This is a genomic window from Sediminibacter sp. Hel_I_10 (genome assembly GCF_000688335.1).
GTDB lineage: Bacteria > Bacteroidota > Bacteroidia > Flavobacteriales > Flavobacteriaceae > Psychroserpens.
Genome location: NZ_JHZX01000001.1, coordinates 915,010 through 938,217 on the forward strand (window position 1 = coordinate 915,010; position 23,208 = coordinate 938,217).

Genomic DNA, 23,208 nt, shown 5'->3' on the forward strand with positions numbered 1-23,208 from the left:
GTTTTAATTAATTATTCTTCTTCTGAATTATCAATAGTTGTGCCATCCTCACTATCATCTGTGATGATGTCAGGGTTTAGGTTCACCTCATCCAATTCAATATCTTCCTCTTCTTCCTTCATGACCTTGGCCACCGCAGCAATAGAGTCGCCTTCTCTCAAATTGATCAATTTCACACCTTGAGTTGCGCGTCCCATAATCCTTAAGTTTTCAAGAGACATTCTAATTGCAATTCCTGATCTATTAATAATCATCAAATCATCATCATCAGTAACGCTCTTAATGGTTACAAGGTGTCCAGTTTTCTCTGTAATGGATATGGTTTTAACACCTTTACCACCACGGTTTGTAATCCTGTATACCGCTTCTCCATCTTCTGGATCATCGATGTAACTTCGTTTACCGTAGCCTTTTTCAGAAACAACCAGAACCGATTCTTCTTGAGAGTTTTCAATAGCGATCATACCAACAACCTCATCCTTGTCATTCGCTAATCGAATACCTCTAACCCCAGATGCATTTCTGCCCATAGGTCTCGTTTTGGCTTCTTCAAAACGAATGGCTTTACCAGATTTTAAGGCCAGCATCACTTGGCTATTTCCAGTTGTGAGTTTAGCTTCTAAAAGTTCATCATCATCCTTAATAGTAATAGCATTAATACCATTAGTTCTAGGACGTGAGTATTGCTCTAAAGAGGTCTTTTTAACTTGACCTTTTTTGGTGGCCATAATGACATAATGACTGTTGATGTAATCTTCGTCCTTAAGGTCTTGTGTACATATAAAAGCTTTAACTCTATCATCTTGCTCAATGTTGATCAAGTTCTGAATAGCTCTTCCTTTAGAAGTTTTACTTCCTTCAGGAATTTCATACACTCGCATCCAAAAACATTTCCCTTTTTGGGTAAAGAACAACATGTATTGGTGATTGGTACCAACAAATAAATATTCTAAGAAATCCTCATTTCGAGTAGTAGAGGCTTTTTGCCCTACGCCTCCTCTATTTTGAGTTTTATATTCAGTTAATGACGTTCTTTTAATATATCCAGCGTGGGAGATAGTAATGACTACTTGCTCATCTGGAATCATGTCTTCGATACTCAAATCGCCACCAGCATACTCAATTACAGAACGACGCTCATCACCGTATTTCTCTTTGATAACAGCAAGTTCTTCTTTGATGATCTCCATTCTACGATCCTTATTGGCAAGAATATCCTTAAGATCTTCGATGGTCTTCATCAATTCATCATACTCAGTTCGAAGTTTGTCTTGCTCCAAACCTGTAAGCTGACGCAATCTCATTTCGACTATAGCCTTGGCCTGAATTTCTGAAAGCTCAAAACGCTCTATCAATTTTTCGCGTGCTTCATCAGCATTAGAAGATGCTCTAATCAAGGCAATGACCTCATCAATATTGTCTGAAGCAATAATAAGACCTTCAAGAATATGAGCACGCTCTTCTGCCTTACGCAATTCATAAGTGGTTCGTCTAACAACAACTTCATGTCTGTGCTCCACGAAGTAATGAATCATATCTTTTAGATTCAATAGCTGTGGGCGCCCTTTTACCAATGCAATATTATTAACGCTAAAAGAAGACTGCAATGCTGTGTATTTATACAGCATATTTATAACGATGTTCGGTATGGCATCACGTTTAAGCACGTATACAATGCGCATTCCGTTTCTATCAGATTCATCCCTGATTAAAGAGATGCCCTCAATTTTTTTATCATTAACCAAATCCGCAGTCTTTTTAATCATGTCTGCTTTGTTGACTTGGTAAGGTATTTCAGTAACAATGATGCACTCACGGCCTTGAACTTCTTCTATGCGAGCTTTACCTCTCATCACCACACGTCCGCGGCCTGTTTTAAAAGCTTCTCTTACACCGTCATACCCATAAATGATCCCTCCTGTTGGGAAATCTGGAGCTTTTACGTGCTGAATAAGCTCATCAATCTCTATATCATTGTTTTCAATGTAGGCAATGGTACCATCAACCACTTCTGCTAAATTATGAGGTGGCATATTGGTAGCCATACCAACGGCTATCCCTGAAGCACCGTTAACCAAAAGACCTGGTATTCTCGTAGGAAGCACCGTAGGCTCTTTTAAGGTATCATCAAAGTTAAGCTGAAGATCAACCGTTTCCTTATCGATATCTGCTAACATCTCTTCGGAAATCTTTCTCATACGAGCTTCCGTATAACGCATGGCTGCAGGGCTATCTCCATCAATAGAACCAAAGTTTCCTTGGCCATCGACTAACATGTAACGCAAACTCCATTCTTGAGCCATACGAACCATAGCATCGTACACAGAGGTATCACCGTGTGGGTGATATTTACCCAGTACTTCACCAACAATTCTGGCCGACTTTTTATGGGCGGTATTAGACCTAACTCCTAATTCGTGCATTCCAAACAAAACCCTTCTATGCACTGGTTTTAAACCATCTCTTACGTCTGGCAACGCACGTGACACAATGACTGACATTGAATAATCAATGTAAGCCGATTTCATTTCATCTTCAATGTTAATAGGAATCAATTTCTCTCCCTCTTCCATATATATGTTTTAATTAGACTTTTGTAAGTTTTCAAATCGTGCTAAGATAAGTAATTTGGGCAGTTTTCAGGTCTTTAGAAGGTCGTTTTTCAGAAGTTTTTATTAACAACAATTTGAGGTTTTTTTAATAAGTAGTTTGTCAAAAACTTTGAATTCGCCCTGATTTTTCATCCCTTGCTAAGGTACATCGCAATTAAGGTATAGTTTTTGCCTTTATTTGGTAGATTTTATTATTTTTAATGCAGAAAGAAATTACTATGGATGATAATTTTTCCCCAAGAGTTAAGGACGTAATAGCATTTAGCAAGGAAGAGGCCTTACGATTAGGTCACGACTTTATAGGTACTGAACATTTAATGCTCGGGCTACTTCGTGATGGCAATGGTAAAGCAATAGATATCTTATCTGCGCTTGAGATTGATCTCAATCATTTAAGGCGCAAAGTAGAAATCTTAAGCCCTGCTAACTCAAACATTACGGTGTCTTCAAACGAAAAAAAGAACCTGCACCTTACAAGACAAGCAGAACGTGCTCTTAAAACAACCTTTTTAGAGGCCAAACTGTTTCAAAGCACGTCTATTAATACAGCACATCTTTTATTGTGCATACTAAGAAACGAAAATGATCCCACTACTAAACTGCTCAATAAGTTGAAAGTGGATTATGACAATGTTAAAGAACAATTCAAGTCTATGATCACAAATGATGACGACTATTTAGAAATTCCAAAAGCCGAATCTTTTTCAGAAGATGATGGCGATGATGGTGGAGATGCGAAACAAAATCCGTTTGGCCAATCTTCTACTAAATCGAACAAAAAATCAAAAACACCTGTATTAGACAACTTTGGTAGAGACCTAACAGTTATGGCCGAAGATGGAAAACTAGACCCTGTTGTGGGTAGAGAGGAAGAAATACAGAGAGTTTCACAAATTTTAAGTCGAAGAAAAAAGAACAATCCTTTATTAATCGGAGAACCTGGTGTAGGTAAATCGGCCATTGCCGAAGGTCTTGCACTTCGTATCGTAAAGAGAAAGGTGTCACGTATTTTATTCAATAAGCGCGTGGTGACCTTAGATTTGGCGAGCTTAGTTGCCGGTACAAAATACCGAGGTCAGTTTGAGGAACGTATGAAAGCCGTCATGAACGAACTAGAAAAAAATGATGACATCATTTTGTTCATTGATGAAATTCATACCATAGTTGGAGCTGGCGGTGCCACCGGTAGCTTAGATGCTTCAAACATGTTTAAACCCGCTTTAGCAAGAGGTGAAATACAATGTATAGGCGCTACAACTTTAGATGAATATAGACAATACATCGAGAAAGATGGCGCCTTAGAGCGACGTTTTCAAAAAGTGATTGTAGAGCCAACCACGGTTGAGCAAACTATAGAAATCTTAAACAACATTAAAGGTAAATATGAAGAACATCATAATGTTGATTACACGCCAGAAGCTATTGAAGCTTGTGTGAAGTTGACCAACAGATATATGACAGAGCGATTTTTACCAGACAAGGCCATTGATGCGCTAGATGAAGCTGGTTCTCGTGTTCATATCACCAATATCGAAGTTCCTAAACAAATTCTAGAGCTCGAAAAGAAACTAGAAGAGGTTAAGGAAACCAAGAATACCGTAGTCAAAAAACAAAAATACGAAGAGGCTGCGAAGTTAAGAGATGACGAAAAACAACTGGAAAAAGATTTGGCCATTGCCCAAGAAAAATGGGAAGAAGAAACCAAACAGCATCGCGAAATAGTTACAGATGACAACGTGGCTGATGTCGTTTCTATGATGACTGGTATTCCTGTAAACAGAATTGCTCAAACCGAAAGCAACAAGCTGGCAAAATTACCTGAGCTCATCAAAGGCAAAGTTATTGGCCAAGATGACGCTGTAGCTAAAGTTGTTAAAGCGATCCAACGGAATAGAGCGGGATTAAAAGATCCTAACAAACCCATTGGTTCCTTTATCTTTTTAGGTCAAACAGGTGTTGGTAAAACTCAACTTGCCAAAGTTTTGGCTAGAGAATTATTTGACAGTGAAGATGCGCTTGTTAGAATTGACATGAGTGAATACATGGAGAAATTTGCCATCTCAAGATTAGTTGGTGCACCTCCGGGATACGTTGGTTATGAAGAAGGTGGTCAGCTTACAGAGAAAGTAAGACGTAAGCCTTATGCTGTTATTCTACTTGATGAGATAGAAAAAGCACATCCAGATGTATTTAATATGCTATTGCAAGTACTGGATGATGGTTATTTGACCGATAGTTTAGGTAGAAAAATCGATTTTAGAAATACCATTATCATTATGACTTCTAACATTGGGGCCAGAAAACTAAAAGACTTTGGTCAAGGTGTTGGTTTTGGAACTGCTGCTAAAATTGCACAGGCCGATGACAATACGAGAAGTGTTATCGAGAACGCACTTAAAAAAGCATTTGCTCCAGAATTCTTAAACAGAATTGATGACGTGATGGTGTTTAACGCTCTTGAAAAAGAGGATATTAATAAAATTATTGATATTGAGTTACAGCACTTAATCATTAGAATTAAAGATTTAGGTTATGAGCTTGTACTTACCGATGTCGCAAAAGGCTACATTGCTGAAAAAGGATTTGACAAGCAATACGGAGCAAGACCGTTAAAGCGTGCTATTCAAAAGTACGTTGAAGACACACTTGCTGAAGAAATCATTAATTCTCAATTACATGAAGGCGATAGTATTTTAATGGATCTAGATGCCGAAAAAAATGAGTTAACCATTAACATTCAGAAGGCTGAGGAAAAAGCCAAACCTGAATAATCATAAGTTCACTTTTTATTAAAAAAACGTATGCTTTCATAAAAAAGAAGCATACGTTTTTTATTTCAAGAACAATAGCTATATTTAATCCATGGCTGAAATTTTAAAACTAGAATTCTGCAAAGTCCATATCGAAAATGGCTACATGATTGTGATAGTTGATGAAGGGCAAATGATTGATATTGAAAAAAGCGATATTCTTGAAGCTGTTGCTCAAGATTATTTTAAAGGCAATCCTTTTGTTTACATCACACATCGCATCAACTCATACGGAGTTGATCCAAATGTTTATAAATCGGTATCACAAATAAAGAATCTACTCGGCTTTTGTGTGGTTTCTTCAAATTATATGGCTAAATCCAATGCCATGATTGAAAAATTATTTCTAAATAAACCTTTTGAGGTTTTTGATCATTTGGACGAAGCGAAAGAATGGGCCGATTCTTTGGCAGTATGATTTTTTAATCAAAAATCAATTCGTTTTCAACTGATAACTCCGTGATAAATTTTATTGAGTTCTGCATTAAGTCATGTAAAATCTCATCTTCCTTTACAAAACCTATTTGGCTGCGATATGCCTTTAAAAATCCCTCAATCATTTCCGAAGAGCGCAAAGCCCCCCTAAAAAACAGAGCTTGAGAACCGTTTAAGAGTTCTATAGCTAAAATGCGCTTTACATTTTCAACCAAAGTGTACGCTTGTACTGCGGCATTAGCCCCCATGCTCACATGGTCTTCTTGACCGTTACTAGAAACAATACTATCTATACTCGCAGGGCTTGCCAACTGTTTGTTAGCACTTACAATACTAGCAGCAGTATATTGCGGAATCATAAACCCAGAATTTAGCCCAGGATTATCAACAAGAAACATAGGTAGTCCCCGTAACCCTGATACTAATTGATACGTTCTGCGCTCAGAAATATTCCCAAGTTCAGCCATGGCTATTTTAAGATAGTCAAGCGCAAGAGCTAGTGGCTGCCCATGAAAATTTCCTCCAGAAATAATTTCATCGTCACCTACAAAAATATTCGGGTTGTCTGTTACCGCATTAATCTCTGTAAGAAACGTTTTTTTAACAAACTCAAGCGTATCTTTTGTGGCACCGTGTACTTGAGGCATGCATCTAAAAGAATAAGGATCTTGTACATGTGCCTTGGTCTGAACAATCAGTTCACTTCCTTCTAAAAACCCCCTAATTCGCTCTGCTGTTTTTAATTGCCCCTTATGTGGCCTTACCAAATGCACCAAAGCATTAAAAGGTTCAATGCGCCCATCAAAAGCTTCCAAAGAAATACTTCCTATCAAATCTGCCAAATAAGATAATTTATAAGACTCTAAAAGTAGATGTATTCCATAAGCACTCATAAACTGAGTGCCATTAAGCAATGCTAGTCCTTCTTTTGATTTTAATACAATGGGCGACCAGCCAAAAGCATCCATAACTTCTGCAGTAGCACATATCTTGCCATCATAATTAACTTCCCCTTTACCCAATAAAGGAAGCGCTAAATGCGCAAGAGGCGCCAAATCTCCAGATGCTCCCAGAGATCCCTGAGTATAAACTACAGGTAAAATATCATTATTATAAAAATCAACAAGGCGTTGTACCGTCTCTAATTGCACACCGCTATGTCCATAACTTAACGATTGTATTTTAAGAAACAACATCAATTTTACAATCGGTTTTGGAACATTCTCACCAATACCGCAGGCATGGGACATCACTAAGTTTTCTTGTAATTTCACAAGTTTATCCTTAGATATTTTTACATTATACAATGAGCCAAACCCTGTGTTTATACCATAAATTGCGGTTTCCCCAGTATTTATTTTTTCATCTAAATAAGCTCTACATTTTAAAATCTTTTCAACGGATTCTTCTGAGAGCTCCACCTTACGGTCAAAAAAAATAATATCTCTTATAGTAGAAATTTCCAATCTTTCAGAGGATATATAATGTATGTCTTTCATGTGTTCTATTTACTGTTCAAATTTGAGTAATACCTAACTACTAACCAAGAAATGTTAATAATTATTAAATTTTCTTATTCAATCTACTAATACTCTATTTTTGGGCGAATTAAAATTTAAAACATGAAACGATTACTTATTGCGTTTACAGCGCTATCTATATTGGCTTGTGAAAAAGAAGCGAACGTAGATTACGCTTTATTAACTGGAAAAATTGAAAACACTAAGGCCCAAAAGGCCAAGTTGGCCGCTGGTGATTATGAGACTGAGATAAATATTAATGCAGATGGCACTTTTACAGATACCCTAAGAATTCCTGAAAATGGATTTTATGCGTTATCTATAGGTCGAGAATTTACACCAATGTATCTAAGCAAAGGTGACAGTATCAATGTATTGATTGACGCTATGAAGTTTGATGAAAGTGTGATGTACTCCGGTACTGGCGCCGCAGAAAACAATTATTTAGCTCAAAAAACAAGAGATAACCAATCTGTCATGGCTAACTCAGTAGAATTTTACTCACTCGATGAGTCTTCTTATAAGGCTAAGGTGGATGACATCAAAAAAACAAATCAAACCGCTTTAGAAGCGCTCGAAGAAGCTGATAAGGATTTCTTGTTAACAGAAAAGCAAAATTTGGTCTATGATCAGTATGCCATGTTACAATCCTATGAGCAAAGCCATGCGTATTATGCAAAAAAACAAGGTTTTGAGGTATCTTCTGAATTTTTTCCTGAAGAACTGAAGTCTATGACCTACGATGATGCGAAAGCCTACAGAAACTCGCAAAGTTATAAGCAAATGGCCTTTAAAGCAACAATGGACGATATGTTTGAAACTATTGGAGACGATATTTCATCTATAACTACGGAAGATTTAAGCGCTATTAAAGAAATTAAGATCCCTGCTTTAAAAACAGATGTGATAAGTTATTTAGGAGGCTTTTTGGTCTCTCCAGGAAATGAAAACATGGAGGAGATATACAATCTGTTTGTAAGCAACACCAATGATGAAGACGTTAAGAAGAGTTTAACCGAAACTTATGAAAAAAACAAAAATTTGGTTAAAGGCATGCCTTCTCCAAAATTTGTAAACTATGAGAACCATAAAGGTGGCACTACATCTCTTGATGATCTTAAAGGAAAATATGTTTACATTGACGTTTGGGCAACATGGTGCGGACCATGTAAACGTGAAATCCCGTTCTTAAAAGAAGTTGAAGGTAAATTTCACAACGAAAACATTGAGTTTGTAAGCACATCTATTGACAGAGCTGCAGACCATGACAAATGGGTAGCAATGGTAAATGATATGGAGTTAGGCGGTATGCAAATTTTTGCTGACAATGACTGGCAATCAAAATTTATCCAGGACTATGCCATCAACAGTATCCCTAGGTTTTTATTAATTGATCCTCAAGGAAATATTGTTAATGCAGATGCGCCTAGACCATCTGACCCAAAATTGACTGCAATGCTTGAAACGCAATTGGGAATGTCTTCAGAGACAACAGATTCCAATTCAAAAGTACAGATGTAAATCACAAGACTATTAAAAAAAGCGCTACCTCATAAAGGTGGCGCTTTTTTTTTATGATTTATTTTTTGCCCTCTGCTTCTGCCTCTTCCACTTGAGGGCCTTCTGGTTGGGCAAACAAATCAAGATAAGCTGTCCCTAAACTCTTTATAATATGAGAAGCAGTTAGGCTTTGATAGCCCAAGTCTTCAATGGCTAAATCTGCAGATTTGCCATGAAGATACACCCCAAAAATTGCTGCAGACAAAGGCTTATAACCTTGAGAAATAAGACCAGTGATTACTCCCGTTAAAACATCTCCCGAACCTGCTGTTGCCATACCAGGGTTTCCTGTGGTATTGACATAGCATTTGTCTTTATAAACTGTTATTGTATTTGCGCCTTTAAGCACAATTACCAAATCATGTTTTGAGGAAAAAGCCTTTGCTTTTTTGAGTTTATCAAAATCATCTTTCCATTTGCCAATAAGTCGTTCTAACTCCTTTGGATGTGGCGTTATTACGGTTTTGGATGGTAATAATTTTAAAAATGGCGCATTTTTAGAGATGATGTTTAGGCCATCGGCATCCGCGACTAATGGTATTTTATTCGATTTTAAAAAGCCTTCTAATGCATGAGCTGTTACCTCTGAAGTTCCCATACCTGTCCCTAAGCCTATAACCGTAGGCTCAATATCAAATTGAATGTTTGAAATTTCATTTTCAGCCGTATCAGTTAAGACCATTGCCTCAGGAAACGCGGTCTGTATAATCTGATAGCCGCATTTAGGTACATAAGCAGTGACCAAACCTGCACCAATTGCCAAAGCACTTTTAGAAGATAATAAAGCAGCTCCAATTTTTCCGTAGCTACCCCCTATTATCAAACTATGCCCATAAGTACCCTTATGAGAAAACTTTTCTCTTGGTTGGTAAAGAGGTAACACCTCATTTTTACCAATAAGCTCTACCTCGGTTTCTGTGGCCATCAAATAGTCACGGTCAATTCCAATATCTAAAACTTCCCATTGTCCTGAAAATTTTGCAGTTTCTGGAAGAAAAAATACCAGCTTAGGAGCTTGAAAACTTAGAGTATAATTGGCCCAAACAACACCTTCTTCTTGTTCTGGTGTTTTATCTGTATAAACGCCAGATGGCATATCAATAGCCAAAGTAAAAGCCTCGCTTTTTTTAAAATGTTGAAAAAGATTTTTAACCCAGGTGTCGGCTGGCCTATTTAAACCAATTCCGAAAACAGCATCTACAATGATATCATCCTTGCCAATATCTGGGAGGTCAGAATCGGCATTCAGCATATGAGGCCATTTTTTAGTGGTGTCCTTGATGCGATCATAATTCACTAAAAAATCCTTGGAGCGCTTGTCACTATAATTAACAACGTAAGTGTGTACATTATAGCCATGTGTATTTAAATGCCTAGCAACAACCAAGCCATCACCTCCATTATTTCCTATGCCGCAAAACACATGTATGGGCACTTGAGCGCCTTGCATTCTCACATGCAACCAATTGAAGATTTGCGTTCCGGCGCGTTCCATTAACTCTGTAGAACTTATGTTTTGCTTTTTTGCTGTTAATTGATCCCCTTCGTAAATTTGGGCTTTAGAAAAAATCTTCATGTAATTCTTTTTAATGACTTAGTGTATTATTAATATTTCACGATTTATTAGCCTAAAAAACAAGAATATGGGGCTGCAATCAAAAAAATCGCAAAATACTTTGATAAGTTTTTTTATTACTGTAAAAATAATACTTTTGAAAGGTTTATTGCGGTCTATAAAGGATTTTAATGCGTCGTAAAATGGGATTAAATCGGTCACTTTTATGTGCTCAAAACTCTTTTTTGCCCACTATTTCAATAAAAGAAACTACAAGAACTATTGGTTTTTCTGACAAGTATTCAGAATGCTATAAACAATCACAACACCAAACACTACTCTATAATGAACGTCTTAAAATTTGGAGGCACCTCTGTTGGCTCTGTAAAAAACATAAATAGTGTGATTGGCATTTTGCAGGATTATGCAAAAGAGGAATCATTGGTTGCGGTGGTCTCTGCGGTAGGAGGTATTACCGACCGACTTTTAAAAGCTGGCCAACTTGCGCAAGCCAAGGATGAACGTTATATTTTAGAATTTGATGCCATCAAGGAGGTTCACGTTAACATACTTTCAGAGTTAATGTCTTCGGAACACAATAGCAGTGTGAATCATTTGGAAGCAAAATTACAGCTGCTCAAACAGCTTTTGGATGGTATTTTTCTTATTAATGAACTATCTCCCAAAACTTCAGATAAACTCGTGAGTTTTGGAGAGCTTCTATCCTCATTTATTATTGCCGAAACCCTTAAAAGTAGAGGTGTTGATGCCGTAAGAAAGAATAGTCAGGATTTGATTGTGACCAACTCCAATTTCACAAAGGCCGAAGTGCTCTACAAACAGACCAATACTAACATTAACGCTTACTTTTCCGAAGCAAAACAACAAATTACCATTTTGCCTGGATTTATTTCAAAATCCTTATCCGGAGAAATTACGACTTTGGGCAGAGGCGGATCAGATTTTACAGCAGCTATCGTTGCAGCTGCTCTTAAAGTAAATCGTTTAGAGATTTGGACCGATGTTAGCGGCATGTACACCACAAACCCTAAACTTGTAAAACACGCATTTCCTATAGAGCACCTTTCATATCAAGAAGCCATGGAGCTTTCTCATTTTGGAGCCAAGGTTCTATATCCACCAACCGTACAGCCGGTATTGGATGCCAACATACCTATTCATATCAAAAACACCTTAGAGCCTCAAGCTGATGGCACCAAAATATCTAACGATCATGTTATGAGCTCAAACCCTGTAAAGGGCATTTCCAATATTAGCAATATTGCTTTGTTAACGCTGCAAGGCAACGGCATGGTAGGGATTCCAGGCTTTTCAAAACGATTGTTTGAAACCTTGGCTACCGAAAAAATCAATGTTATTTTTATTACCCAAGCGTCATCTGAACATTCCATTTGCTTCGGAATTGACGCCCATGATGCTGATCTCGCAAAATCGTCCATTGATCAAACCTTCGAGAATGAGATTTCACTTCACAAAATCGATCCATTAATTGTTGAAACAGAATTATCGATTATTGCCCTAGTAGGTGATAACATGAAAAGTCATCAGGGCGTGAGCGGAAAAATGTTTAGCACATTAGGAAAAAATAATATCAATATTAGAGCCATTGCCCAAGGTGCTTCAGAAAAAAACATTTCGGCCGTAATTGCTGAAAAAGATGTCAAAAAAGCACTGAACACCTTACACGAACGTTTTTTTGAAACACAGACCAAACAGCTTAATGTCTATATCACTGGCGTTGGTAATGTGGGCGAAAGATTGATTGAACAAATCAAAAAGCAAAAGTCTTACTTAAAAGATCAACTTAAAATCAATATCAAAGTTGTTGGTCTCTCTAATAGTAGAACGATGCTACTCAACGATTCTGGCATTCACCTAAAGGATTGGAAAGCACAATTAGCAGACGGAGAAACGGCTTCTCTAGATGGTTTTTTGGAGCGCGCTAAAAGCTTCAACCTTAGAAACAGTATTTTTGTGGATATCACGGCCAATGATGCTGTAGCAAAATTATATCCGCACTATCTTAAACAGAGTATTGCTGTTGTGGCCTGTAATAAAATTGCCTGCTCTAGTGACTCTCATACGTATAAAGAACTTAAGGAACTTTCTAGAAAATACAACGCCCCCTTTTTGTTTGAAACCAATGTGGGAGCAGGACTTCCTGTAATTGACACCCTTAACAACTTGATTGCTTCTGGAGATCAAATCACCTCCATCCAAGCTGTGCTATCGGGTAGTCTTAATTTTGTTTTCAATAATTTTAATGCCAACACCAAATTTCATGATGTTGTAAAGCAAGCTCAAAAAGAAGGCTATACTGAACCAGACCCTAGAATTGATTTGAGCGGTGTAGATGTTGCACGTAAAATATTGATTTTAGCGCGAGAAGGTGGTACAGAAATGAATCTTGAAGATATTGAAAATGATGCTTTCTTAACCAAGCAAAATCTTGAAAGTGGCAGCGTATCAGATTTCTACGAGACACTTATTGATGATGAGCAACACTTTCAAAAACTATTTGCCTCTGCACAGCGTAATGCCTCACAGTTAAAATATGTTGCCGAATTTGATGGCCATCACGCAAAAGTAGGACTTAAGGAAATTCCAGCGGGACATCCTTTTTACAATCTAGAAGGAAAAGATAACATTGTTATGTTTTACACACAGCGTTATCCAGAACAACCCATGATTATTAAGGGAGCTGGTGCCGGCGCAGGTGTAACGGCTTCTGGTCTATTTGCAGATATCATTAGAACACTTAATAAATAGATTTATGACCTTCGGAAATCTTCATCAACTATTTAAAACAAATAAGTGAATACAGATAGCATAAAAATTTTCGCCCCAGCTACAGTAGCAAATGTCTCTTGTGGTTTTGATGTGTTAGGCTTTTGTCTAGATACCATTGGCGATGAGATGGTGATTAGAAAAACAAGTCAAAAAGGCATTTTTATTTCTAAAATTGAAGGCTACGACTTGCCTTTTGAAGCCGAAAAAAATGTAGCAGGAGTATCGGCATTAGCACTTTTGAAAGACGCTCAATTAGACCATGGCTTTGAGCTTGAAATCTATAAAAACATTAAACCTGGAAGCGGTGTTGGTAGCAGTGCTGCAAGTGCTGTTGGTAGTGTATTTGGCATGAATGAACTTCTTGGAAGGCCATATAACAAGACCCAATTGACAAATTTTGCCATGAAAGGCGAAGCTTTAGCCAGCAAATGTGAACATGCCGATAATATTGCCCCGGCTATTTTCGGCGGATTTACTTTGGTAAAGTCTGTTGCGCCTCTTGAAATCTTACAATTGCCAACTCCAAAAGATTTATTTGCTGTGATCATCCATCCACAAATTGAAATAAAAACTGCGGAAGCTCGGGCTATTCTTCCAAAAAACATTGCATTACAAGATGCCATCACCCAATGGTCGAACGTTGGCAGTTTGGTACATGCGTTACATACTAATGATTATGAGTTATTAAGTAAATCTTTGATAGACGTTGTGGTCGAGCCTTTTAGAAGCCAATTGATTCCGCATTTTGATGCCGTTAGACAATCAGCTTTAGGACATGGTGCTTTAGGTTGTGGGATTTCAGGCTCTGGACCTTCGATCTTTAGTTTGTGCTTCGGAAATGAGAACGCCCAAAGTGTCGCCAAAGCTATCAAAAACATATATTTTGAAACCGGAATTTCTTTTGAGGTTTATGTGTCGAAGATCAATACGGAAGGCATTAAGATTCTTTGAGAAAAAATTGACAAAAGACAGAGGACTGAAGACTGAAGACTGAAGACTGAAGACTGAAGACTGAAGACTGAAGACTGAAGATATAAAACAAAAGACGACGAGACTATTTATCAATAAAAATCATTATGAAATAAATAGAGTATTATGAATAGATTCAAGTTTGAGAAATTGATAATTTGGCAAAAAGCTATGGATTTTGGAGAAGAAATTGATCAAATCTCTGAAAGTTTTCCAGTTAAAGAAAAATTTAATTTATCATCTCAAATAAGAAGAGCATCAGATTCTATAGCTTTGAATATTTCAGAAGGCTCAATAGGTCAATCTAATCCAGAACAGTATAAATTTGTAGGGTATTCAATAAGATCCCTTGCGGAAGTTGTAACCTGTTTATTTAAGGCCAAAAGAAGAAATTACATTACTTCTGAAAAATTTGATTCCTTTTACTTACAGTCTCATACTTTAATGAATATGATGATTGCTTTTAGAAAAAATTTAAAATAAAAAATCCAATGATAGAATTGAAGCGCATAAAGCTTCGGTCTTCAGTCATCGGTCTACATTTTATGAATTACTACAGTTTAAACAGAAAAGCACCAGATACTAATTTCGAAAACGCCGTTATCAAAGGGCTTGCGCCTGACAGAGGCTTGTATTTTCCGAAGCATATAGAACCATTACCTAAGTCTTTTTTTGAGGATATTGACAACAAATCCTATAAAGAGATTGCTTATGAAGCCATTACACAATTTGTAAGTCCGGAAATTCCAGAAGACGTTTTAAAAGGTATTGTAGAAGACACATTATCATTTGATTTTCCTGTTGTAAAACTCGATGACCATATTTCAACATTAGAATTATTTCACGGACCAACCATGGCTTTTAAAGACGTTGGTGCACGTTTTATGGCAAGATGCCTAGGCTATTTCAACAAAAATAACACCAATGAGGTTACCGTTTTGGTCGCCACTTCTGGAGATACTGGCGGGGCTGTTGCTCATGGTTTTCTTGGCGTTAAAGGAGTTAATGTGGTCATTCTTTATCCGTCTGGGAAAGTAAGTGACATACAAGAAAAACAATTGACAACACTTGGTCAAAATATTACCGCATTAGAAGTTGATGGCGTTTTTGACGATTGCCAGGATATGGTTAAAAAAGCATTTTTGGATGAGGAACTCACCAATACCATGCAACTCACCTCGGCCAACTCCATTAATGTGGCGCGATGGTTACCTCAGCTGTTCTATTTTATGTTTGCCTACAAGCAACTCCATAAGCACCACAAGGACATCGTGTTTTCCATCCCTAGTGGAAACTTCGGAAACATCTGTGCTGGAATGGTCGCTCAACAATTAGGTTTACCTATCAAACATTTTATTGCATCTAATAATGCCAATAATGTGGTGACAGAATATCTAAAAACAGAACTTTACAAGCCAAAACCTTCCGTAGCCACCATAAGCAACGCTATGGATGTAGGCAACCCTAGTAACTTTATAAGAATAAGGGAAATTTATAAGGACAACTTTGAAGCTCTTAAAAAGAATCTCTCTTCCTTTAGTTATGATGATGCACAAACCAAAGCAGCCTTGGTAGAAATTTACCAACGTTACGATTACATTGCAGATCCGCACGGTGCTGTTGGCTACTTGGGTTGTAAAGACTACCTGAAAGACCATCCCAATGCCCATTGTGTATTTTTAGAAACGGCACACCCTACCAAGTTTTTGGATGTTGTTGAAGACGTCATTGAGACCAAAGTAGCGCTTCCTGAACAAATACAAGCAGTTATTGGCAAAGAGAAAGTGGCGACTCAAATTGCCAGTTATGAAGATTTGAAAGCGTTTTTATTGAAACGTTAGAATCAAGCAGATTTCGTTCGAATTGTTGACTAAAAAAAACCATTGATTATTAATCTAAACTCGGCAAATCCAATCCATTCAAAACGCTTTTTTGTTTCATTAACTGTTCAATCTCCTGGGCCTTACGTGGCGCTTCCGCAGAAAGGTTTACGGGACCATTTGCTGTAATTAAAATATCATCTTCAATACGAACGGCAATACCATGCCATTTTGGATCACAAGCACTTCCTTCGGGAATATAAATACCGGGTTCTACAGTAATCACCATGTGCGCTTCTAACCTTCCATATAATCCTGGATCGTGAACATCCAGACCAATATGGTGTGAGGTTCCATGAGGAAAATACTGTCTTGCCTCACGTTCATTCTTGGCAATACCCAAATCGATCAAGCCTTGATATACCACTTGACGCGCTGCGGTATCAGGAGATTGCATGCTATTACCAATAACCGTTGCTTTTATACCAGCTTCTTGAGCCTTATAAACGATATCATAAATGGCTCTTTGCTCTGTATTGAATTTTCCATTTGCAGGAATCGTACGAGTAACATCTGCGGTATATCCATGATATTCGGCACCAAGATCCATCAGCACCAAATCATTTTCAACCTTCATTTTTGAATTCTCAACGTAATGCAGCACACAACCATTATTACCCGCGCCAACAATACTTGGGTAGCCTTCGTATTCGCTACCATAGGTTTTATAAATGTATTCATGCACACCTTGTATTTCTGTTTCAGACATGCCCGGGTGCATGGCTTTCATAATTTCCCGTTGCCCCATAGCTGAAATTCTAACGGCTTTTTTAAGCAAAACCAACTCCTCGGGAGTCTTGATTTCACGAAGTCCAGCCATCAATGTTGAAATGATCTTAGTATCGGTTTTAACGGTTTCTGCCTTTATATTCGCCGTGTTATCTAATTCAACATCATTTGTTTTGTTTTCAATTTTATAATCATCTACTAACTTGATCTGTGTTTTAAAGGCATAGATGAGGTCGTACAAATCTGCTGAGTTACGTGTATTTCGATAATCATCTTGAAAATCTTCAAAAATCACCTTATCAAAACTTGCAAAGTCAATCTCAGAGTTCAAGAATGCACTGCCATTATCAACCATCTCAAAACCAAGGTCATCCTTTGCCCCTTCTACTCCAAGCCTGCGGCCCGTCCACTGCTCTGCTGCGGGGTTACGCTCTTGTACGTAGAACTGTTCATCATAAGATTTGCCATCTTTAGTTTGCATCTCTGAATATACCACCAACACCGCGTGAGGCTCCTTATAACCCGTTAAATAATAAAAATTGGGATTTTGGTGATACACATAATCCACATCATTGGCACGATTGCGAACCGGATTCGCAAAAAACACGGCCACACTGTTTGATGGCATTTTAAAGCGAAGTGCTTCCCTTCTACTTTTATGAAATTCCTTCTTTAAAAAATCATCGGCTTTTCCGTCTTGAGAAAAGCTTAGAGATACGCTGAAACAGAGTACTAAAAATGTGACAAAATACTTCATGATCTGAACTTGATGTGTTTGGTTTCGGAAATTTAGCAATAATATATAATTAGCGATATTGACTTTGAAAAGATTAACAGTTTTAGACTTTTGCTTTCTATGGGAAACCTTTCCGAAGAACAAATAATTTTCGATACTTTTGCGAAAACAATGACGTAAACCAAGCCATCTCCTTGATAAGTACAATGCATCAACGGAGCGCTAAAAGACTAAAAATAAAACCATGAAAAACACAGCTTTAACAGACACTCACACAGCACTTAGTGCCAAAATGGTTCCTTTTGCAGGATATAATATGCCCGTACAATATGATGGTGTTAGTGCAGAGCATGAAGCGGTACGCACAGGTGTTGGTGTTTTTGACGTTTCGCACATGGGCGAATTTTTAATTGAAGGGCCTAAGGCTTTAGAACTGATACAAAGCGTCACTACTAATGATGCCTCAAAATTAACGATTGGTAAAGCACAGTATAGCTGTCTACCAAATGATGAAGGCGGCATTGTGGATGACCTTATTATTTATAAAATTAAAGAGGAGACTTATCTTCTCGTAGTAAACGCAAGCAATATTGAAAAAGATTGGAATTGGATTTCCTCAAAAAACGATATTGGCGCCACCATGCGAGATTTAAGTGATGAATATTCTTTGTTGGCCATTCAAGGACCAAAGGCTGTTGAAGCCATGCAACCCTTATCTAGTCATGATCTTGGTGCCATTCCTTTTTACAATTTTGTTGTGGGTGATTTTGCCGGTATTGAGCATGTGATCATTTCGGCGACGGGCTACACAGGAAGTGGTGGTTTTGAAATTTATTGTAAAAACTCAGAGGTTAAGCAAATTTGGGATAAAGTGACCGAGGCTGGCGCTAAGCCTATTGGTTTGGCAGCACGTGATACCTTGCGTTTGGAAATGGGCTACTGTCTCTACGGAAATGATATTGATGACTCTACCTCTCCTATAGAAGCAGGCTTAGGCTGGATTACAAAATTCACAAAACGTTTTACCAGTTCTGAAAATTTATCTGAACAGAAGAAAAGCGTCTTGAAAAGAAAATTAGTGGCTTTTGAACTGGACGGAAAAGGCATTCCTAGAAGTGGCTATGATATCGTTGATCAAGATGAAAAGCTGATTGGAAAAGTAACCTCAGGAACCATGTCTCCTTCTCTCAAAAAAGGGATTGGTCTGGGTTATGTAGAAACGGACTTCAGCAAATTTGGTGATCAAATTTTTATCAGAATTAGAAAAAACTTACTTCCGGCAACAGTGGTGAAATTACCTTTCTATAAAGGTTAACTATGATAGATTACCAGACGATTTTAGACGAGATCCAACACGAGCTTTCAACCTGTGAACATCGTGGAAAGGTAGCATCGTACATTCCAGAATTGGCTAAAATTGATACGGCTAATTTTGGAATGCATCTGCAGCTTTTAAACGGAAAATCGTATCATACTGGGCGCTCTAAAACTCCTTTTTCGATACAAAGTATCTCTAAGGTGCTTACGTTTGCCATGGCGATTGCGCTTCAAAATCACAATTTATGGGAACGTGTTGGTGTAGAACCCTCAGGAAATCCGTTTAACCATTTATCCCTGTTAGAGCAAGAGAAAGGAATCCCTCGAAATCCGTTTATAAATACCGGTGCATTGGTCATCTGCGATATTTTGATAAGCGAGTTGGAACATCCTAAAGAAGCATTTTTAGATTTTGTTAGAAAATTGACAAATGATCCCTCGATAAACTATAATACTGCAGTTGCCAAATCTGAACAAAGAACAGGGTTCAAAAACTTTGCTGCAGCAAACCTTCTAAAATCTTTTGGAAATCTCAAAAATGACGTCAGTGAGGTTTTAGACTTCTATTTTCATCAATGTGCTCTAGAGATCAATTGCAAGCAACTGTGCAATGCCTTTTACTTTTTTGCAAATAATGGCGTTTGTATTAATAATTCCACCCACTTAAAAGACCAGCATGTTAAACGTATCAATGCACTCATGTTGACTTGTGGATTTTACGATGAGGCCGGTGAATTTGCCTTTGAAGTGGGATTACCAGGTAAAAGTGGTGTTGGAGGTGGTATTGTAGCATTGCTACCTGATGAATTTGTGATTTCGGTTTGGTCACCAGGACTTAATGAAAAAGGAAACAGTAAACTAGGAATGATGGCCTTGGAAATGTTTACAACAAAAACCGAGCTTTCCATCTTTTAGAGGTGTAGTAGATTGCATATGATGAACCCTTCCGAAGAACATAAACATAGAATACTCATTTTAGGCGCCAGTGGATTTATTGGTAATGCTATTTATAGAGAGCTACGCGCTTATTTTAACACCTTTGGCACTTATCGCGTTTCTAGAAAGGAATTTGACAACAATCAACATTACTTTCAATATAATGTAGAGGAAGATGATATTTTTGAGGTACTTGAAGCGACCAAGCCATCTATTATCATCTCGTGTTTACGTGGTGATTTTCATGCACAAACTATAGCTCACCAGCATGTGGCCGAATACTTGATGGCGCACGATTCTAAAATGATCTTTCTTTCCTCGGCCAATGTCTTTGATGCTTATAGCAAATTTCCCAGTTACGAGTTAGATAAAACGTTTAGCGGAAGTATTTATGGCCATTTCAAGATCAAGATTGAAAATATGCTACTTCGCCTTCCGAAGAAAAAAGTGGCGATTGTAAGATTACCAATGGTTTTAGGGGTTCAGTCTCCGCGTCTTAAAGAGATCAAACAACATTTGGAAGATAATACGGCCATCGAGTTATTTCCTAATATTATCATGAACGTAACGACCGAATCTAAGGTCACACAGCAAATTCACTACATTATCAACCGCAATAAAAATGGGATTTTCCATTTGGGAAGTACAGATTTAGTGCATCACGATGAGTATTTTAAAGATATTATTGGTCAAATTACCCAAAAAAATGGTGTGAGCTATAAACAGGTATACACCACTAATGAAGATCGTTATCTGGCTGTACTCCCCAAATACAACAAATTACCAAAACACCTACAAATCACAAGCACTCAAGTGCTTGAGGAACTCGCTAAATAAACTGGTCTTTATAATCATTATAAAATGAGCGCGATAAACCCATTTCAAAAACCCTGAGCATCAATTTTCTCAATTATATTCCTTATTTTTAAATCATACTTAAATAAGATTTTAAAATGAGTAAACTATCAGAAGACATCATAGAAAAAAAATTGCTTCATTTCCCAGACTGGGAATTTCGCGACAATACCATATACGCAGAATTTGAGTTTGAAAATTTCAAAGACTGTTTTAGCGCTATGAGCAGGATAGCCTTTGAGTGTGAGGCACAAAACCATCATCCTGAATGGACCAATGTCTATAATGTTTTAAAAATTTCCCTATCAACTCATGATGCCGATGGCGTTACCCAAAAAGATTTTGATTTGGCCGAAGCAATTGAGGAAATTGTTGAGGTGCAAGAGTAGTAAAGACTAAACTTCCGCTTATACCCCTATGTCTAAAATCCTACTTTTTATAATTTCTCTAGCATTTGCTATGCCTTTATTTGCTCAAAACGATGCCGTTTTTTGTGAGCAAGTACAAGCATTACATCATCTGGTGCAGCGAGAGCACTTTGTTCCTAAAGCATTAGATGACAGTCTTTCAACTCACGTATTTGATTTGTTTATTGCTGAAATAGATACAGATAACCGTTTATTTCTAAAAAGTGACATCAATCTGTTCTCAAAAGACAAGTTGCTATTAGATGATTATATTGCTAGCAATAGCTGCTCTTTTATCAATAAATACATCACTAAGCTCAACACGAGAATCGAAGATACCAAATCCATACTCTCGGCATTACGAGCCATAGATTTTGACTATTCTGGAAAAGACACTTTAAGGTTTAAGGGACGAGAGAAATTTAGTAATTTTAACAGCAAAGAAGACCTCAAGCGCTATTGGAGCAAACGTATTCGGTACGACATCATTTACACCATGATTGAAAATGATAGTGTCTATGAGCATATTGAGCAAAATTTTAAAAGTTTAGAGCATGATTTAAAAGATAAGATCATTTCTCAAGAACTCTGTAAATTAGAAGAACTACAGCATAAAAAAGGCAGTCTCGAAAACTTTGTACAAGAATCTTTTTTAAATGCCTATTTGCTCTATCATGATCCCAACTCTTCTTATTTTAATGCTTCAGACAAGAACGTTTATGAGAATAGACTTTCCAACAATCAGCTTTCCTATGGTATCGTTACCGTAAAAAATGACGATGGCGCTATTGTAATAGCCCATATTGTTCCTGGAAGCGCGGCCTTTAAAAACGCTAACATTGAGGAGAACGATATTATTTCGGCGCTCATTTCCGAAGAAAAGACATTGGAAGCCTATTGTGTGTCTAATGACGATATTTTAGCCTTTACCAATGACGATCAAATTAACACGCTAACGTTTCGTTTAAAAAAACCAGGTGGCATCATCAAGGACGTGACACTCACCAAAGAAGAAACCAAAAGTGAGGAAAACACAATTACAGGTTATATTTTAAACTCTGGAATAAAAACTGGTTATATTCATATCTCCAGTTTTTATACAGATTTTGAATCTTCTAATGGACTTGGCGTTGCCAATGATGTGGCCAAGGAGTTGTATAAACTGCAAAAAGAGGATATTGAAGGCTTAGTAATAGATTTGAGATTTAACGGTGGTGGCTCAATGAAAGAGGCCGCAGATTTATCTAGAATGTTTATCAACCGCGGCCCGCTTTCTATTTTAAAATATAATAACGGAGATACGTATACCATTAAGGACATGAATCGTGGGTCTTTATTTACCAAACCCATTGTGGTACTTATTAATAATTTTAGTGCCTCTGCTTCAGAGTTTTTTGCTGCAGCCATGCAAGACTACAATAGAGCCATCATTATTGGCAGCACTACCCACGGCAAAGCATCGGCGCAAGTGATTTTACCTTTGGATGCTAAAAAAGATTTAGGCTTTACTAAAATCACCGTGGAGAAGTTTTACCGAATTACAGGAAAAAGCCATCAGTCACAAGGGGTGATTCCTGATATTGTACTTCCTAACATGTACGATAATTTTGAGACCGAAGAGCGATTTAGCCCATTTGCGCTTCAAAATGATCGCATCCCTGAAACCATGCGCTATTCTAAATTAAAGGACATGGATTTTGAAAAACTCAGAAAGAAAAGTAAGCTTCGTATTCAAAACAATGAGCGCTTTAAAGCCGTTACACATCTTAATGAATTGATTATAGATAACTATTTTAAGCACTATACAGCATACCCATTAACCCTAGAAAATGTTTATAACGACGTACAATCCTACCATGACAAATGGCAGGAATTAGACACCATAATGTCTGATCAAAACACGGGGCTCAATGCAATCAATTCAGCCGCCACTCAGCATGTTTTAAGTTATGATCCAGAACAGAGCGCTATCAATGATGAACTTCTAAAGAACATCAATAGTGATATTTATATTCGAGAAGCCAACGCCATATTAAAAGATGCGTTACGTCAACTAAACTCCTCTAACTAAATAAA

General features: G+C 37.5%; 16 protein-coding genes. 12 read left to right on the top strand and 4 right to left on the bottom strand.

Going from position 1 to position 23,208, the window contains the following annotated elements:
• Positions 1-11 precede the first annotated feature (11 nt).
• Complete coding sequence (gyrA, locus tag P176_RS0104005) at positions 12-2,573, bottom strand: DNA gyrase subunit A (RefSeq protein ID WP_026753485.1); 2,562 nt, start codon at positions 2,571-2,573, stop codon at positions 12-14.
• A 257-nt stretch (positions 2,574-2,830) separates the two neighbouring features.
• Between gyrA and P176_RS0104010 the strand changes: the two genes are divergently transcribed.
• Together P176_RS0104010 and P176_RS0104015 are read left to right on the top strand one after the other, a co-directional pair.
• Positions 2,831-5,383: an ATP-dependent Clp protease ATP-binding subunit gene (locus P176_RS0104010; RefSeq protein WP_026753486.1), complete on the top strand. Its 2,553-nt coding sequence runs from the start codon at positions 2,831-2,833 to the stop codon at positions 5,381-5,383.
• A gap of 91 nt (positions 5,384-5,474) precedes the next feature.
• Positions 5,475-5,840 carry a hypothetical protein gene (locus P176_RS0104015; RefSeq protein WP_026753487.1) on the top strand — a complete coding sequence of 122 codons (366 nt, stop codon included), beginning with the start codon at positions 5,475-5,477 and terminating at the stop codon, positions 5,838-5,840.
• A 4-nt stretch (positions 5,841-5,844) separates the two neighbouring features.
• Here P176_RS0104015 and hutH read toward each other — a convergent pair whose 3' ends face one another.
• Complete coding sequence (hutH, locus tag P176_RS0104020; protein WP_026753488.1) at positions 5,845-7,356, bottom strand: histidine ammonia-lyase; 1,512 nt, start codon at positions 7,354-7,356, stop codon at positions 5,845-5,847.
• Positions 7,357-7,479: 123 nt separating this feature from the next.
• On the opposite strand from hutH, the gene P176_RS18965 reads away from it, so the two are divergent.
• Positions 7,480-8,898, top strand: a complete 1,419-nt coding sequence (locus tag P176_RS18965) for a TlpA disulfide reductase family protein (protein WP_051605397.1) — start codon at positions 7,480-7,482, stop codon at positions 8,896-8,898.
• A 58-nt stretch (positions 8,899-8,956) separates the two neighbouring features.
• Here the strand turns inward: P176_RS18965 and P176_RS0104030 are convergent, their stop codons facing one another.
• Positions 8,957-10,513, bottom strand: coding sequence for a bifunctional ADP-dependent NAD(P)H-hydrate dehydratase/NAD(P)H-hydrate epimerase (locus tag P176_RS0104030; RefSeq protein WP_026753489.1), 1,557 nt, complete (start codon positions 10,511-10,513; stop codon positions 8,957-8,959).
• A 324-nt stretch (positions 10,514-10,837) separates the two neighbouring features.
• On the opposite strand from P176_RS0104030, the gene thrA reads away from it, so the two are divergent.
• The 4 genes from thrA (at position 10,838) to thrC (ending at position 16,113) form a co-directional block, all read left to right on the top strand.
• On the top strand, positions 10,838-13,282 hold the full coding sequence (gene thrA, locus P176_RS0104035; RefSeq protein ID WP_026753490.1) for a bifunctional aspartate kinase/homoserine dehydrogenase I: 2,445 nt from the start codon (positions 10,838-10,840) through the stop codon (positions 13,280-13,282).
• Between the two features lie 45 nt (positions 13,283-13,327).
• Entirely contained in the window at positions 13,328-14,254 is a 927-nt protein-coding gene (locus P176_RS0104040) for a homoserine kinase (protein WP_026753491.1), read from the top strand.
• A gap of 144 nt (positions 14,255-14,398) precedes the next feature.
• Positions 14,399-14,755, top strand: coding sequence for a four helix bundle protein (locus P176_RS0104045; protein ID WP_026753492.1), 357 nt, complete (start codon positions 14,399-14,401; stop codon positions 14,753-14,755).
• A 62-nt stretch (positions 14,756-14,817) separates the two neighbouring features.
• Positions 14,818-16,113: a threonine synthase gene (gene thrC, locus P176_RS0104050; protein ID WP_026753493.1), complete on the top strand. Its 1,296-nt coding sequence runs from the start codon at positions 14,818-14,820 to the stop codon at positions 16,111-16,113.
• A gap of 49 nt (positions 16,114-16,162) precedes the next feature.
• Here thrC and P176_RS0104055 read toward each other — a convergent pair whose 3' ends face one another.
• Positions 16,163-17,638, bottom strand: a complete 1,476-nt coding sequence (locus tag P176_RS0104055) for an aminopeptidase P N-terminal domain-containing protein (RefSeq protein WP_026753494.1) — start codon at positions 17,636-17,638, stop codon at positions 16,163-16,165.
• 223 nt (positions 17,639-17,861) lie between these two features.
• Here P176_RS0104055 and gcvT point away from each other — a divergent pair, with 223 nt between their 5' ends.
• The 5 genes from gcvT (at position 17,862) to P176_RS0104080 (ending at position 23,203) form a co-directional block, all read left to right on the top strand.
• A complete protein-coding gene (gcvT, locus tag P176_RS0104060) occupies positions 17,862-18,932 on the top strand; it encodes a glycine cleavage system aminomethyltransferase GcvT (protein ID WP_026753495.1) in 1,071 nt (356 codons plus the stop codon).
• A 2-nt stretch (positions 18,933-18,934) separates the two neighbouring features.
• The gene (locus P176_RS0104065) at positions 18,935-19,849 is read left to right on the top strand and encodes a glutaminase (protein WP_026753496.1); all 915 of its coding nucleotides are present in this window, start codon (positions 18,935-18,937) and stop codon (positions 19,847-19,849) included.
• 18 nt (positions 19,850-19,867) lie between these two features.
• Positions 19,868-20,707, top strand: a complete 840-nt coding sequence (locus tag P176_RS0104070) for a sugar nucleotide-binding protein (protein WP_026753497.1) — start codon at positions 19,868-19,870, stop codon at positions 20,705-20,707.
• A 116-nt stretch (positions 20,708-20,823) separates the two neighbouring features.
• A complete protein-coding gene (locus P176_RS0104075) occupies positions 20,824-21,114 on the top strand; it encodes a 4a-hydroxytetrahydrobiopterin dehydratase (RefSeq protein ID WP_026753498.1) in 291 nt (96 codons plus the stop codon).
• 28 nt (positions 21,115-21,142) lie between these two features.
• Complete coding sequence (locus P176_RS0104080; RefSeq protein ID WP_081820670.1) at positions 21,143-23,203, top strand: carboxy terminal-processing peptidase; 2,061 nt, start codon at positions 21,143-21,145, stop codon at positions 23,201-23,203.
• Positions 23,204-23,208: the final 5 nt, after the last annotated feature.